Below are 13,893 nucleotides of genomic sequence, written 5' to 3'. Positions count from 1 at the left end.
CCATCTCTACAGGATCGTTCGCACGCGCCAGAGTTCGGGGAACAGCTCCACCTCCAGCATGCGCTTGAGATAGCTGACGCCACCGGTCCCGCCGGTGCCGCGCTTGAAGCCAATGACGCGCTCGACCGTCGTCACGTGGTTGAACCGCCAGCGGCGGAAATAGTCCTCGAAGTCGACCAGCTTTTCGGCGAGCTCGTACAGCATCCAGTGCGTTTCCGGTGCCTCGTAGACGACACGCCAGGCCTGCAGCACGCCTTCGTTGAAGCTGTGCGTCTCGCGAACATCGCGGGCCAGCACTGCGGCCGGCATCTCGAGCCCGTTGCGGTCGGCGAGCCTGAGCACCTCGTCATAGAGGCTTGGCGTTGCGAGTTCGGCCTCGAGCAGCTTCGTCGTCTCCACGTCGTGCGCGTGCGGCTTGAGCATGGCGTGGTTGCGGTTGCCGAGCAGGAATTCGATCAGCCGGTACTGGCGGGACTGGAAGCCCGAGGACTGCCCGAGCTGGGAGCGGAAGCGCGTATATTCGCTCGGCGTCATCGTGCGCAGCACGTCCCAGGCGTTGTTGAGCTGCTCGAAGATGCGGGACATTCGCGCCAGCATCTTCATCGCGGGCGACACTTCGTCTCTCGCGATGGCGCGGCGCGCGGCGCTGAGCTCGTGAATGGCGAGGCGCATCCACAGCTCCGTGGTCTGATGCTGGATGATGAAAAGCATCTCGTCATGCGCTTCCGAGAGCGGATGTTGCGCGCCGAGGATCGCATCCAGCGCGAGGTAGTCGCCGTAGGATATGCGCCGGGCGAAATCGGTCTCGGCGCCTTCGCTGGTGGGATCGTAATCGCTGGACGTCATGGGCAGGCCCTTTCGATCGATCGTCCCCGGCTTGGCTCAGTCGAGGCCGATCAGGCGCGCGGTGATCGGCGAAGCCGGATCCTTCAGTCCGTCGATCACGGTAAAATGGTTCAGCCCGGGATCGACGACGAGGCGGGGCGACACGTCGAAGCCGGTCCAGATGTTGGCCATCAGATCCGACTGGCGGATGAATTCGGGCCGCTCGCCGCCACCGACCCAGGCGGTCAGGGGCGAATGCCCGCGCGGCAGATGCAGCGCCGCGCTTTCCAGCGCCGCCTCCTCCATCGTCATGCGCAGCGTCTCGTTCATCTTGGTCTTGAGCAGCGGACGCAGATCGTGCAGGCCGCTGATCGAGAGCGTGCCGGAAATCCGGCTATAGACGGACGGCTCCAGCCGGCTGTCGTCGCACAGCATCCGCGTGACGAGATGGCCGCCGGCGGAATGACCGGCAAGCCGAATCGGCCCTGCGACGAGCGAAGCCGCCTTGGCGATCGCAGCGGCAATTTCGGCGGTGATGTCGGAGATGCGCGCGGCTGGCGCCAACGTGTAACTCGGCAACGCCATGGTCCAGCCGTGCTGCCGCGCGCCAGCGGCGAGATCAGTCCATGTCGACTTGTCGAAACGCATCCAGTAGCCGCCGTGCACGAAGACGACGAGACCTTTGCTGTCGCCATCGGGCGAGATCAGGTCGAGCTTCTGGCGCTCACCGGTGCCATAGGCGATATCACCGCGAAAATTTGTCAGGCCGGCGCGGTAGGCGGCAGCCCGCTCCGCCCATTGCGCCGGCATTTTGTCCGAGCCCGGGATATGGGCCGAATTGGCATAAGCGTCATCCCAATCGCGCATTGTCACTCCCGAGGACTGGTCCGGCGAAGTGGCCGCCAGTCTGCCACCGCTCCAGGCCGCATCCTAGTCTTTATTTTAAGCTTAAAGGATCTAGGAAGCCGGCGTTTCGGGCAGATGGCGCAGCAGCCGAGACGCCGTAGGGCGGGCAAAGCGAAGCGCGCCCACGATTTGGATCATATCGGAGAAAAAGGGTGGGCACGGCGCACCTGCGCCTTTGCCCACCCCACGAGATCTGCGACTGCAGCTACGCCTTCTCCAGCCCGCACCATTCCGCGATTAACAGCGCCATCGCCTTGGTCGTCTTCTTCAGCGACTCCAGCTCGACATATTCGTTGAAGCCGTGCATCTCGCCGCCGCTGGCGCCGAAGCACAGGCTCGGGATGCCGTGGTTGAGACCGTAGAAGCGCGTGTCGGTGAGCGCGGTGAACACGAGGTCTTCGACTGCACCGCCATAGACCTTGTTGAAGGCCTTTCCGAAGGCGGCCTCGGGCGCAGCGGCGTCAGTCAGTTCGTAGCCTTCCGACAGGAAGCCCGACCATTCGATTTCGGGCGGATTGTTGGCGAGGAAGCGATGGTTGCGCGCCGCGGCTGCGACGCAGGCCATGATCTCCTTCTGGTGATCGGCGATCGACCAGCCCGGCAACACCGCGATCCGGCAGTCGACATCACACCAGGCCGGCACGCTGGAGGCCCAGTCGCCGCCCTTGATGATGCCGGGGTTGAAGTTGATGGGGTGGTTGAGTGTCTTGAAATGGCGATCGGCCTTGGCGCGCTCGTTCCATTCGATCTCGAGCTTTTGCAGCGCCTGGATCAGGTGATAGGCGGCCATGATCGCATTGGCTCCGGAGCCAGCGAAGGCGACATGTGTCGGATGTCCCTTCACGCGCAGGCGAAACCAGATCACGCCGACCTGTGAGCGCACCATCTTGCCGCCGGTCGGCTCCGGAATGAAGCAGGCGTCCGCACGATAGCCGCGCTGGAGCGTGGAGAGCGCGCCGACGCCGGTGCTTTCCTCCTCGATCACGGACTGGAAGTGAATTCGCGCTGTCGGCTTGAAACCAGCGGCCTTGATCGCATCCAGCGCATAGAGCGCGCCGATGGTGCCCGACTTCATGTCGCAGGCGCCGCGGCCGAACATCTTGCCGTCTTTGATGACCGGCGAGAACGGCGGCGTCTCCCACAATTCCAGGGGGCCAGCGGGCACCACATCGCAGTGGCCCTGAAGGATCAGCGACTTGCCGCCGTTCGTTTGCGGACGGTAGGTGCCCACCACCGAGCGCGCCTTCGAGAAATCGTGCTCGATTGGACCGAAGCCGCGCAGATCCTTGAGATCGTCGACATTGATGTGCCAGTCGTCGACCTCGTAGCCGCGCTCACGCAGGAGGTCGCCAATCATGTCCTGGCAGGGCCCCTCCGCCCCGCGGGTCGACGGGATCGCGACGAAATCGCGTGTGGTTGCAAGCTGGGCGTCGAAGCCGGCATCGACGGCGTCGAGGATCCTCTGCTGCATTTCGGCATTCATCAGGCAACTCCAGGCATTTCCAATGGTCCCAAGGAGTGCGCAAGCTAGCCGATTTCAGCCGTTCGGGTACTCCACAAAATATGCATCCCGCAATGCATCTTCGAGCAGTCGGCCTTCTGTGTAGCCATCGAGCGTCGCAGGGCGTGTCACTCCATCCAGCAGGCGCGGACACGGCTCGGGCGCGCCGAGCACCGTGCGCACCGGGATGCGCTCGGCATAGATCGGCAACGCATAGTCCTCGTCGTCGTCAGCGACACCCTTGGCGCGTATCTTGGCCGAGGCTTCCTCGATTTCCATCGCGATGAAGGACGTCGCCTTGATCTCCTGCGTGTTGCTGGCCCTGAGGCCTGCGGTGCGATCCGGGAAGAAGCGGTCGACCATCGCAATCACCGCGCGCTCCTTCTCGTCCGCGTCGGTGACGAGATAGGCCGTGCCGAACGCCATCACCGCACGGTAATCGGCGGAGTGATTGAAGCCGCAGCGCGCCAGCACGAGGCTGTCGAGATGGGCGACGGTGAGACACACGCGCTCGCCTTTGGTCTGGTTGCGCAGCATCCGGCTGGCGCTCGAGCCATGCCAGTAGAGCTTGGTGCCCTCGCGCCAGAAAAAGGTCGGCGTGCAATAAGGCTGGCCGTCGATCACGTAGGAGACGTGGCACAGCATCGAGGAGTCCAGGATGCGATGAACCGTGTCGTGATCGTAGAAGCCGCGGTCGTGGCGGCGCTTCACCTGGTTGCGCGCCGACGTTGGATAGGAATTGGAGGTCTCGGTCTGGCTCACGGCCGCTCCTGCTGTGGCTGGAAGGATTTGGGGGCAGTTGTAGCGGCGCATTTGGTCTGCGATAGTTCCAATTCCATGCAAAAAATTCCGACCAATTCCGTTTCTTCGCCGGCCAAGACCGAGCTGCCGCTCGACCTCACCGGCCCGCACGTCACTGCGGGCGCCTCCGCCGCGCACCGGCTCTATCAGGCCTTGTGCGAAATGATCGTCTCCGGCCTCGTCAAGCCCGGCGAGCCGCTGCCGCCGTCACGCACGCTGGCCAAGCAGACCGGCTTTCGGCGCAACGCCGTCGTGACCGCCTATGAGCGCCTGATCGCCGATGGCTTTGCCGAGGCCACCGTCGGCTCCGGAACGTTCGTCGCCGCACGCGTCCCTGCGCGCGCGGCCGAACCGAACAAGCCCAAGGCGATGGTCGAAACGCCCGGGCAAGGCGCGTTCTCGCTCGGCTGCACCCACATCGACGAGCGCGCCATGCAGCGCTTCCGCGCCTTCGTCGGCCGTCGCATGCGCGCCTTCGGGCCCGAACATCTGCGTTATGGCGATCCGCGCGGCAGCCGCGAGTTGCGCGCGGCGATTGCCAATCATTTGCTGTCGGCGCGCGGGCTGCGCTGCGACCCCGATCAGATCATGCTGACGTCAGGCACCCTGCACGCACTGCGGATCGTGCTGAGCGCGATCCTGAAGGCGGGCGACCAGGTCTGGTGCGAGGACCCGGGTTATCCCGCCGCGCGAAAGACCATCGCGCATTGCGGCTATCGCGCCGTGCCCGTTCCCGTCGATGAGTACGGCATGCTTGTCGCCAAGGGCCGCACTGCGGCGTCCGACGCACGCGCGGCCTATGTCACGCCGTCACACCAGTTTCCGCTGGGCGTTCAGATGTCGATGCCGCGGCGGCTCGAGCTGCTCGACTGGGCCAAGCAAGCCGGCGCCTTCGTGCTGGAGGACGACTACGACAGCGAATTCCGTTATGACGGCGCACCACTGATGTCGCTCGCCGGGATCGACCGTCTCCAGCGCGTGATCTACCTCGGCACGTTCGCCAAGACGCTGTTTCCGGGCCTGCGCATCGGCTATTGCGCCCTGCCCGAACGCCTCATTGCGGACGTGACGGCCGCGCGCGCGGCGCTCGACCGCTTCCCCGGCACGCTGATGGAAGGCGCGGTCGCCGACATGCTCAATTCGGGTGCCTTCTCCGCAAACCTCAAGCGCGTGCGGAAACTCTATCGCGAGGCGCGCGATGCGCTGGCCGAAACGCTGGAAGCCGCATCCGATGGCGCGCTTTCGGTGCCGGTGCCCTCGCAGGGCCTGCATCTCGTCGCCCGGTTCGATCCGTCGGTCAACTTGGCGGTGGCCGCGCATGTCAAGCAAGCAGCCGGCGCGGAAGGCTGGCTGTTGGCCGACACGTATGCGCGCGCCCGTCCACTGCCCGGTTTCGTGCTCGGGTTCTCCGGCCATGCGGTTCCGCAGCTCGTCGCCTCCGCCGAACGGCTCGCGCGGGAATCCCGCGCGGCCCTCCGCACGAAAGTCAGGGCGGCCCGGCGCGCGTGACGAACGTTCACTATGAGAATCGCCGGCCTGTCCCTACATTGCGGCCCCGATGCCGAGGCCTTTCACCATGCTGCTCTGCCGCGCGACCTGCCTTTCGCTCCTGATCTCCATGGCGCTTGCCGGAACGGCGCATGCCGCTGCGGTCGGACGCGAGCAGGACATCGTCGATCTCAAGCTCGGTCAGCGCGTGCAGGTGGATGACGGAACCTGTCCGGCCGGACAGGTCAGGGAGGTGCGCGGGGCGAGAATGACGGACAAAGGCGTCGCACGCACTAGCACCTGTGTGCCGCGATACGGTCCGAAAACGAAATGATTACTGCTTCGCCGGATCGAACATGCACTGCAACGTCGGCTTGGCGATCTTGGTGAAGGTCGCGCCGATCTCGCTTTGCTTGGAAGCCGGCACCCAATCGGTCTCGATGGTGGGCACACCGGTCTCGCTGATGCCACGCAAAAGCGCCTCACGCAGATCGCGGTCCTCGACGGCGGCCGCAGCGTGATCATGCAGGCAGCCGCAGACCTCCTCAGGATGTTCCCACCGCCCAAGCATCCGCGGTGCACACTGCCGGACGAACTCGCTGCGGGGATCCGGTAACCTGGAGGGCGCACGCACCTGCGCCTCGGCGGCGCCGATCGCCAGAACAGACACGAACGCAGCAGCGCAAATTCGAACGAGCATGACGGCCTTTATCGGCTGATCTTCTTGTTATCGATCAGAAGTGCGCGGCAACCACGATCGGCTGCGACGTCGTGGTGGTGATCGGCGAGCCGCTGTACTGGAAGGTACCGACGCCGGGGAGATTGCCATCAGGCGAGCCCGCGAACGAAGAACCGGCGATCACGAACCCGAAAGCAAGGATGAAGCTGAGCGAGCGCATGGACGTGTCTCCGAATTCCGTGGCCGGCGGTGTCGCCGTTCGTCGTCGCGAAGCTGATAACCATGAGCGGTTTCGCGCGTGATGCGCCAAAAGCGCAAAATGGTTTCATCCGGCGTGCGAATTGTTTCGTCCGGTCCGGGGCGACGACACAATTCCCGAAAACTGCCAATCATTTCAGGCCGGTCGCGCCATAGCTCAAAGTAGCCTGCCAGGTTCCTGCTCCGCTGCGCAAACGCGTCCGCGCCGCCGCCGTCATGGTCCCGCCTCAAGCGCTTCACACGCATTTTACGTTTTTCTGCTGAAGAGGCTGACAAACGAAGGCTGGGTCCTGTCGAACCGGGGGCGCTTCTGCTGCGACCCAAGCCATCGAAATCGTGACGCGCCGGTCACCAGGCGCGTTCAGTTGAGGGATGGCCATCATGATGGCGCAAGATCGCGCAACGCCGCGCGAGGCGGACCAACGGACGGACGGCGGACATCAACGACCCAACCGCGTCGCTTCGGCCGGCGCGATGTCGCTGCAGTCCGGCCGCGGCTTTGAGGCCGCGCCGCAAGCATTCGTGCGGCTGACCGGCTCGCATCTCGTCAAGTCGCAGGCCGGCCGCGCCTTTGTCGCCGAGTGACGCAATGCGTCACTGCGTGAAGAACTCCCCGCACTTCTCAACATTTGCGTCCCCCGGTCCCCACGGCATGATCGGCACGGTGGAGGTCGAGTTCTTCGGCGAACCCTCGATCAGCTTGTCCGAATAGACCATGTAGACCAGCACGTTGCGCTTGACGTCACAGCCGCGCACGATCTGCATCTTCTTGAAGAACAGCGAACGGCGCCGGCGGAACATGTCGTCGCCCTGCTCCATCTTGTTCTTGAACTTGATCGGGCCGACCTGGCGGCAGGCCAGCGAAATATCCGAGACCTCCTCGGCGAGGCCCAGCCAGCCCTTGAAACCGCCCTTCTCCGGTACCGTGAAATGGCAGGCGACGCCCTCGACCTCGGGATCGTCGAGACCATAGGTCGCGAGCTTGTCGTTCGGGCTCATCCACTTGAACACGGTGGAGCGACGGAAGATCAGATCAGGCTCGTCGGCGGCCTGAGCAGACGCCGCCGGCACGGCCAGCGCCAGGAGGAAGAAAGCGAATCCTTTCAAGCGGATGCCGGAAAGGCCGAGGAAACGAGATGACATGAAGTTCTCCGGTAATAAGTCTCCGCAATGTAGGCATGAGGTGGCCCCTCAGGAAGACGACGGACAGCCCGACGCGGCCGCCGTTTACCGCTCCGTGAGGCTTTTTTGTTACGTCTTGAACAAATGTAGCTGACGGCAGAACCGCCTTGCTGGTGAACGCGTATCCCCTCTGCGAGACTAACGCCTGATTGGATTATGGATTCGAGGATGAACAGCGTGAACGGGTCGGGTTTTCCTGCCAAGCCGGCGCGGCTTTGGCAGGTCGCCATCTTGACGGCGGCGAGTGCGATCGGCGCGACCAGCCAAGCAGACGCGGCATTCTATTATTGGACGGATTATTCCGACGGATCCTATTACGCCCGGCAGGAGCGGCATCCCGAGATACCACGCCAGAAGCCGCAGAGGCGCAGCGCGGCCGGCAAGAAAGAGGTCGTCGCCGAAAAGGAAGCCGGCGCGAAGCCACAAGGGCCGCTGGTCATCGTCGTCTCGATCGACCGGCAGAAGGTCACGGTCTACGACAGCAACGGCGTGTTCGCGGAATCACCGGTGTCGACAGGCATGAAGGGCCATTCCACCCCGATGGGTGTGTTCAGCGTCATTCAGAAACACAAATTCCATCACTCCAACATCTATAGCGGCGCGCCGATGCCGTACATGCAGCGGATCACCTGGTCCGGCGTCGCCATGCATGCCGGCGTGTTGCCGGGCTATCCTGCCTCGCATGGCTGCATCCGCATGCCGATGGCGTTCGCCGTGAAGATGTGGAACTGGACCAAGATGGGCGCGCGCGTGATCGTCGCGCCGGGCGAGATGAGCCCGCACAGCTTCTCCCATCCCCTGCTCGCCTCGTCGCGCGTGCCACCGCAGCCGACCGCCAACCTCGATCCGCAGACCAATGTCGGCGACAAGGCGGACAAGGGCGCCGCGTCGACCAAGGCCGCCGAGATCAGGCCCGAAGAGGCCAAGCCCGTCGAGACCAAGACGGCCAGCGCCGAAGGCGTGCTCGAGCTGCGCGCCTCCGTCGGCCACACCGTGATGTCGGATGTGACGACGGGCAACGCGGCGGCCCGCGAAGAAGCCGCCGCCCCGGTTGGCAAGACCAAGACGGCCGAAGCATCCGATGCCGCCAAGCCTGCGTCGGAAGACGCCGCCAAGCCGGCGGACGAGAACAAGCCCGCCGACAAGGTCGAGGCCGTCAAGGCCGAGCCGGTCAAGACGGAAGCCGCGAAGGCACCCGATGCATCGGCCCCTGCCCTCGCCGCCTCGCCTGAGGCGAAGAAGGACGAGAGCCGCGTGGCCGACCCGGCGCCGGCCGCAAAGCCGGAAGCGCGCAAGCGGGCCGGCCAGATCGCCGTCTTCATCAGCCGCAAGGATTCCAAGCTCTACGTGCGGCAGAATTTTGCGCCGCTGTTCGAAGCGCCGGTCACCATCGCCACGGGCGACCGTCCGCTCGGCACACACATCTTCACCGCGGAGCTCGACAAGACCGATTCCAACGTGCTGCGTTGGTCGGTGGTGTCGCTGCCCGTCTCCGCCCGCTCCGCGGCACGCGAGGACGACGGCCGCCTCACCGGCCGCCAACGCGGCGCTGCCGTGATCCCCGTCGCTGCCAAACCTGTCACCGCCAAGCCCGTGGTCACGCCTGACAGCCCGGCCGAAGCCCTCGACCGCATCTCGATCCCCGCCGACACCATGGCGAAGATCAACGAGATGCTGACGTCAGGCGGCTCCATCATCATCTCCGACCAGGGCATCAACCAGGGCGAGACCGGCGAAGGCACCGACTTCATTGTTCGTCTGTACTAAAGCGTTTTTTGAGCGAAGCGGATTCCGATAACGCGGTGTTGACGAGGCAGGTCGCACCGGCGGAGTAACATCCGCCCCGGATCATTTCGGGGGACGCCGTCATGATGAATCGCAGGACCATGCTCACCGCGGCACTGGCCGGCATGCTGGCGCCGGCGACACGCGCGTTCGCCGCTGGCAGCATGAGCCGGATCGCGGCTTACGCCTTCTCCTTCCCCGCTCTGTCCGGCGACGACATCCGCCTCGCCGCTTTCACCGGCAAGCCGCTGCTGGTGGTCAACACGGCCTCGCTCTGTGGCTACACGCCGCAATATGCTGGCCTGCAGGAGCTCTGGGACGAGTTTCGCGCCCGCGGCCTCACCGTGATTGGTGTGCCCTCCAACGATTTCGGCGGCCAGGAGCCCGGCGGCAGCAGCGAGATCACGGAGACCGCGCACCACCAATATGGTGTTACCTTCCCGGTCACGGCCAAGACCGTCGTGGTCGGAGCAAAGGCGCATCCTTTCTACAGATGGGCCGCCGAAGCGCGACCGAGAGAAGTTCCGCGCTGGAACTTCCACAAATATCTGATCGGCCGCGACGGCTATATCGCGGAGGTCTTTCCGTCCGCGGTCGAGCCGGCCGATACGCGAATCAAGACGGCCATTGCCAGAGCGCTGGCCGACAGCTGACGCGAGCCGTGCCCCATCGGGCTGGGCACAATTGTGGCGAGGTGCCAAACAGCCGTTGCAATGGCGACGGCGCACCATCTAGGCTAGGATCGTTTGGGGCAGGAGGGTTTTGCCGCAGGCGAAAAGCCGCGGCGGAACAACGGGATCAATCTCGAGGACAACACCATGCGTGTGGCGGCAGGACTGATTTTGGCAAGCGCAATGTCGGTTGCGATGACCGGCGCAGCATGGTCGCAGACTCCGGCCGCAAAGCCCGCAGCCGCGACACAGGCCGCACCGGCGGCGACACCGGCCGCCGCGGCGCCCGCGGCAGCTCCAGTGGCAGCCGCCGCGCCTGCCGGATTCGTCAATCCACCTCCGCCCAAGCAGGCGCCGCAGCCGGCCCGTGCGGCCTGCAACACGCCGGGCGCGCTCGGCGTCGCCCGCACCGTCGAGATCGACACCACGGGCGGTCCCGGCTTCGGCTTCGAGCACTTCAAGGAGCTCGACTTCCTGCGCGACAAGGAGGTGGTGCTGACTTTCGATGACGGCCCCTGGCCGAAGAACACGCCCGCGGTGCTGAAGGCGCTCGCCGATGAATGCACCACCGGCATCTTCTTCTCGATCGGCAAGCACGCGACCTACGAGCCGGAGATCCTGAAGCAGGTCTACAACGCCGGCCACACCGTGGGCACCCACACCTGGTCGCACGCCAATCTCAACAACAAGAAGCTCAACGAAGCGCAGCGCAAGGAAGAGATCGAGAAGGGCCTGTCCGCGGTGAAGTGGGCGCTCGGCGGCATCTCGCCCTCGCCGTTCTTCCGCTTCCCGGCGCTCCAGCATCCGCCGGAGATGGTCACCTATCTCGGCAACCGCAACACCGCGATCTTCTCCTGCGACATCGACTCGTTCGACTTCAAGGCTTCCAAGCCCGAGAAGGTGATAGAGACCGTGATGAAGAAGCTGGACGCCAAGGGCAAGGGCATCATCCTGATGCACGACTTCCAGAAGCACACGGCGGAGGCCCTGCCCGAGCTGCTCAAGCGCCTGAAGGCGGGCGGCTACAAGGTGGTGGCGATGCGCGCCAAATTCCCGGCATCGACGCTGCCCGAATACGACCAGGAGCTGCTCAAGGACGCAAAGCTGCCGACGGTGAGCCAGCGCCCGGTCAATTCCGTGGTGACGACAGTTTCCGAATAGACGGCCGTTGTCTTTCCGCATCGAAGGCTACGTCATCGTCTCGGCGGACGGCATGCTCGCCGACGCGGGTCACGTCATGCCCGACAGCCTGAAGTTCGAGGGGGACAAGCTGTTCTTCGAGCAGGCGCTCGATCGGGCCGCCCTGATCGTGCACGGCCGCAACTCGCATGAGCAGCAGCCGAACTCGCCGAAGCGCAAGCGGCTGATCCTGACCCGCAAGATCAAGGCGCTCACGGTCGATCCGGAGCTGCCGAACGCGACCTTGTGGAATCCGGAACACGCGAGCTTCGAGGAGGCCTGCGCCTTTGCGGACGTCGCCTCCGGCATGGTCGCCATCATCGGCGGTCCCGTCGTGTTTGACCTGTTCATGGACCGCTACGACACGTTCTGGCTGTCGGAAGCCCCACAGGTGCGCCTGCCCGGCGGCGAAGGCTGTTTCGTCGGCGTGCCGGCGCGGACCCCGCATGAGGTGCTGGCTTCGCACGGACTGAAGCCGGGCGCACCCTATCTGCTCGACGCGGCCCATGGGGTGACCGTAACACCGTGGAACCCGGCCAGGGGCTCCAACTAAAACTCGGAAATCAACCCCATGCACAGTACCGGTGCTGACGCACCATCAAGCATCTTTCTCGCCTGTCACGACAAATTGGTCCCGCCGCCGGCCAGCACAAAGCCGGCTAGCATATTGGCCGAGAACCGGTAATCGGCCCCGACGGCGGTCGTGGCGCTATAACCAACGTCGGTGGCGCTGCGTCAATACGATCCGGCGCATGAGAAACACCGCATCAATAGACTGAGACAAAAGCTCAAATCGGGGCGGCCTTGGATCGTGGCGGAAGCCTCATCCGGCCGCCGCCCGCCCGAGACGGTGGGATTTGTGCACGAATGAACCGACTTTCCCTCTGCGGGAGATCACCCTATACCCCCGGAGCCGGGACCCCTGCTCCAACCCTTACGACAATCGAGACACGACCACGCCACCATGAGCGACGACTGCCCGACGGCGGGTCCGAAAGCTGCCTCCGGACTGACAGGCGATACAGCCCCGATTTCATCCTTGTTGCCGGCCTTCGGCTTCAGTGCCGATCAGATGGAAGCCGATGCGAATGTGGCGGCGTGGCGGGAGGCCGTCGCCACACTGTTCGATGTCGACCAGCTCGCTGCCGACGAACCGAGCCCGTTCCGCGCCGACATCAGCTCCTACGCCATGGGGCCGGTGCTGATAGGACTGAGCCGGGCCAGCGGCCAGCGCTTTCGTCGCACGCCCGAAACGATCGCGCGCAGCGGTGTCGACCACATCATCCTCCAGCTCTACCTGAGGGGTGGCTTCGACGGTCTTGCGGGCGACAGTCCGGTCCGCGTGCATGCCGGCGATATCTGCCTGTTCGATCTGGCCCAGACGCTGGAGACCAGAGCAACGGCGTTCGAGAATGTCACACTGGTCGTACCGCGCCCGATGTTCGGCAGCCATCTGCTACGGGTCGATGATCTGCACGGCCTGGTGCTGCCGGGCAGCAGCGTGATCGCGAGACTTCTGGCGGGGCATCTCACGGCTCTGTTCGAATTTGCGCCGCGCATGAGCCTCGACGAATGCCAATCGGTGGTCGAGGGCACGGTCTCGCTGCTGGCCGCCTGCCTGCGCAACGAGCTCGAGCGTGGCGAGACTGATAGCGACCATGCCGCCGCCGCGAGCCCGTCCTTGATGCGGATCCGGCAATATATCGAGGCTGGACTTGCGAGTGAAGACCTGTCGGCGACCTCGATCGCCGCCCATTTCGGCCTGTCCCGGGCCTCGCTTTACCGGCTGTTCGCGCCGGTCGGAGGCATCGCGGAGTACATCCGCAGCCGGCGGCTGCACCGCGCCTTCTTCGACCTCGCCAATTCGGGAGCGCGCGGCCCGCGGATCAGCGAGGTCGCGCGGCGCTGGCAGCTCGGCACCGACGCGCATTTCGCGCGCTCGTTCAAGGCAGCCTATGGCATCACGCCGCGCGCCGACCGCGAGGCCGCATTGCTTGGCATGCAGCGCGGCACGGATACAACGAACGGCGCGACGATCTCCCGATGGATGCGCGAGATCGCACCCCCGAGTTCAGATTGATGGCTAAACGTCTCCGTAGGCCGCTTCGGCTGGACGCGTGGTGCGGCCGTAGCCCATCAGCATAAACAATGCACCGATGATCGAGAGGTTCTTCAGCGCATCGACCACCATCTTCGCATTGTCGGGCGGCGCCTGGTTCCAGAAATCATCGAACAGCACGGTCGCAACCGCGACGTAGATGACCATCAGCATCGCGAAGAATCGCGCGCCGAAATTCAGCGCGATCATCAGTCCTGCGATGATCTCGAGCCCGCCGACCGCGATCGCCAGCAGCTGCGGTGTGGTCATCGCGGTCGCCGTCTCGACCTGCTTGGCGTAGGGCGCGACGACGTCAGGCACCACGACCTTGGTGGCAATGAAGTCGGCCGTCGCCTGGATGGCAAAGAGCTTGGTCGCGCCCGTGTAGATGAACAGCACGGCGAACAGAATTCGCCCAAAAGTCACGAACGCTGGCATGATCGGCCTCTTGGCAAGCTCAGAGCGCGGAACGCGTCGATGGATTATGAAGAGTCGTGCGCCGGTTTACAAACGTGGAAAT

Annotated in this window: 16 protein-coding genes; 8 read left to right on the top strand and 8 right to left on the bottom strand. The window is 64.6% G+C overall.

From position 1 onward, the window contains the following. Positions 1-6: 6 nt before the first annotated feature. The 4 genes from kynA to X268_RS13175 all read right to left on the bottom strand — a co-directional run bounded on the left by kynA (position 7) and on the right by X268_RS13175 (position 3,994). Positions 7-846 carry a tryptophan 2,3-dioxygenase gene (kynA, locus tag X268_RS13190; RefSeq protein WP_128925357.1) on the bottom strand — a complete coding sequence of 280 codons (840 nt, stop codon included), beginning with the start codon at positions 844-846 and terminating at the stop codon, positions 7-9. A gap of 36 nt (positions 847-882) precedes the next feature. Further along, on the bottom strand, positions 883-1,692 hold the full coding sequence (locus X268_RS13185; RefSeq protein ID WP_128925356.1) for an alpha/beta hydrolase: 810 nt from the start codon (positions 1,690-1,692) through the stop codon (positions 883-885). Between the two features lie 244 nt (positions 1,693-1,936). Further along, positions 1,937-3,214 carry an ArgE/DapE family deacylase gene (locus X268_RS13180; protein WP_128925355.1) on the bottom strand — a complete coding sequence of 426 codons (1,278 nt, stop codon included), beginning with the start codon at positions 3,212-3,214 and terminating at the stop codon, positions 1,937-1,939. Between the two features lie 54 nt (positions 3,215-3,268). Next, complete coding sequence (locus X268_RS13175) at positions 3,269-3,994, bottom strand: pyridoxamine 5'-phosphate oxidase family protein (protein ID WP_128925354.1); 726 nt, start codon at positions 3,992-3,994, stop codon at positions 3,269-3,271. A gap of 75 nt (positions 3,995-4,069) precedes the next feature. On the opposite strand from X268_RS13175, the gene pdxR reads away from it, so the two are divergent. Continuing rightward, entirely contained in the window at positions 4,070-5,542 is a 1,473-nt protein-coding gene (pdxR, locus tag X268_RS13170; RefSeq protein WP_128925353.1) for a MocR-like pyridoxine biosynthesis transcription factor PdxR, read from the top strand. A 67-nt stretch (positions 5,543-5,609) separates the two neighbouring features. Further along, positions 5,610-5,855 carry a DUF6719 family protein gene (locus tag X268_RS13165; protein ID WP_128929243.1) on the top strand — a complete coding sequence of 82 codons (246 nt, stop codon included), beginning with the start codon at positions 5,610-5,612 and terminating at the stop codon, positions 5,853-5,855. On the opposite strand, the gene X268_RS13160 is transcribed toward X268_RS13165, so the two are convergent. After that, positions 5,856-6,221: a hypothetical protein gene (locus X268_RS13160; RefSeq protein ID WP_128925352.1), complete on the bottom strand. Its 366-nt coding sequence runs from the start codon at positions 6,219-6,221 to the stop codon at positions 5,856-5,858. Between the two features lie 34 nt (positions 6,222-6,255). Continuing rightward, positions 6,256-6,420, bottom strand: a complete 165-nt coding sequence (locus X268_RS39380; protein ID WP_164937704.1) for a hypothetical protein — start codon at positions 6,418-6,420, stop codon at positions 6,256-6,258. Between the two features lie 419 nt (positions 6,421-6,839). Between X268_RS39380 and X268_RS13155 the strand changes: the two genes are divergently transcribed. Next, positions 6,840-7,043 carry a hypothetical protein gene (locus X268_RS13155; protein WP_164937703.1) on the top strand — a complete coding sequence of 68 codons (204 nt, stop codon included), beginning with the start codon at positions 6,840-6,842 and terminating at the stop codon, positions 7,041-7,043. Between the two features lie 9 nt (positions 7,044-7,052). Here the strand turns inward: X268_RS13155 and X268_RS13150 are convergent, their stop codons facing one another. Next, positions 7,053-7,601, bottom strand: coding sequence for a CreA family protein (locus X268_RS13150; RefSeq protein WP_128925350.1), 549 nt, complete (start codon positions 7,599-7,601; stop codon positions 7,053-7,055). A gap of 207 nt (positions 7,602-7,808) precedes the next feature. On the opposite strand from X268_RS13150, the gene X268_RS13145 reads away from it, so the two are divergent. The 5 genes from X268_RS13145 (at position 7,809) to X268_RS13125 (ending at position 13,355) form a co-directional block, all read left to right on the top strand. After that, on the top strand, positions 7,809-9,407 hold the full coding sequence (locus X268_RS13145; RefSeq protein WP_164937702.1) for a L,D-transpeptidase: 1,599 nt from the start codon (positions 7,809-7,811) through the stop codon (positions 9,405-9,407). A gap of 101 nt (positions 9,408-9,508) precedes the next feature. Continuing rightward, on the top strand, positions 9,509-10,078 hold the full coding sequence (locus X268_RS13140) for a glutathione peroxidase (protein WP_128925348.1): 570 nt from the start codon (positions 9,509-9,511) through the stop codon (positions 10,076-10,078). A 165-nt stretch (positions 10,079-10,243) separates the two neighbouring features. Next, complete coding sequence (locus X268_RS13135) at positions 10,244-11,257, top strand: polysaccharide deacetylase family protein (protein ID WP_128925347.1); 1,014 nt, start codon at positions 10,244-10,246, stop codon at positions 11,255-11,257. A 7-nt stretch (positions 11,258-11,264) separates the two neighbouring features. Then, a complete protein-coding gene (locus tag X268_RS13130) occupies positions 11,265-11,828 on the top strand; it encodes a dihydrofolate reductase family protein (RefSeq protein WP_164937701.1) in 564 nt (187 codons plus the stop codon). 411 nt (positions 11,829-12,239) lie between these two features. Beyond that, positions 12,240-13,355, top strand: coding sequence for a helix-turn-helix domain-containing protein (locus X268_RS13125; protein WP_128925346.1), 1,116 nt, complete (start codon positions 12,240-12,242; stop codon positions 13,353-13,355). A 3-nt stretch (positions 13,356-13,358) separates the two neighbouring features. On the opposite strand, the gene X268_RS13120 is transcribed toward X268_RS13125, so the two are convergent. After that, the gene (locus tag X268_RS13120) at positions 13,359-13,811 is read right to left on the bottom strand and encodes a DoxX family protein (RefSeq protein WP_128925345.1); all 453 of its coding nucleotides are present in this window, start codon (positions 13,809-13,811) and stop codon (positions 13,359-13,361) included. Between the last annotated feature and the right edge of the window lie 82 nt (positions 13,812-13,893).

Source organism: Bradyrhizobium guangxiense (assembly GCF_004114915.1).
Classification (GTDB): domain Bacteria; phylum Pseudomonadota; class Alphaproteobacteria; order Rhizobiales; family Xanthobacteraceae; genus Bradyrhizobium; species Bradyrhizobium guangxiense.
The sequence above is the reverse complement of the archived record's forward strand: the minus strand, read 5'-3'. Positions and strand labels throughout refer to the sequence as shown.

Bases quoted from the DNA above. Each gene is read 5' to 3' on its own strand.
- kynA (WP_128925357.1), bottom strand. From the start codon at position 846: ATGACGTCCAGCGATTACGATCCCACCAGCGAAGGCGCCGAGACCGAT.
- X268_RS13185 (WP_128925356.1), bottom strand. From the start codon at position 1,692: ATGCGCGATTGGGATGACGCTTATGCCAATTCGGCCCATATCCCGGGC.
- X268_RS13180 (WP_128925355.1), bottom strand. From the start codon at position 3,214: ATGAATGCCGAAATGCAGCAGAGGATCCTCGACGCCGTCGATGCCGGC.
- pdxR (WP_128925353.1), top strand. From the start codon at position 4,070: ATGCAAAAAATTCCGACCAATTCCGTTTCTTCGCCGGCCAAGACCGAG.
- X268_RS13165 (WP_128929243.1), top strand. From the start codon at position 5,610: ATGCTGCTCTGCCGCGCGACCTGCCTTTCGCTCCTGATCTCCATGGCG.
- X268_RS13160 (WP_128925352.1), bottom strand. From the start codon at position 6,221: ATGCTCGTTCGAATTTGCGCTGCTGCGTTCGTGTCTGTTCTGGCGATC.
- X268_RS39380 (WP_164937704.1), bottom strand. From the start codon at position 6,420: ATGCGCTCGCTCAGCTTCATCCTTGCTTTCGGGTTCGTGATCGCCGGT.
- X268_RS13155 (WP_164937703.1), top strand. From the start codon at position 6,840: ATGATGGCGCAAGATCGCGCAACGCCGCGCGAGGCGGACCAACGGACG.
- X268_RS13150 (WP_128925350.1), bottom strand. From the start codon at position 7,601: ATGTCATCTCGTTTCCTCGGCCTTTCCGGCATCCGCTTGAAAGGATTC.
- X268_RS13145 (WP_164937702.1), top strand. From the start codon at position 7,809: ATGAACAGCGTGAACGGGTCGGGTTTTCCTGCCAAGCCGGCGCGGCTT.
- X268_RS13140 (WP_128925348.1), top strand. From the start codon at position 9,509: ATGATGAATCGCAGGACCATGCTCACCGCGGCACTGGCCGGCATGCTG.
- X268_RS13135 (WP_128925347.1), top strand. From the start codon at position 10,244: ATGCGTGTGGCGGCAGGACTGATTTTGGCAAGCGCAATGTCGGTTGCG.
- X268_RS13125 (WP_128925346.1), top strand. From the start codon at position 12,240: ATGAGCGACGACTGCCCGACGGCGGGTCCGAAAGCTGCCTCCGGACTG.
- X268_RS13120 (WP_128925345.1), bottom strand. From the start codon at position 13,811: ATGCCAGCGTTCGTGACTTTTGGGCGAATTCTGTTCGCCGTGCTGTTC.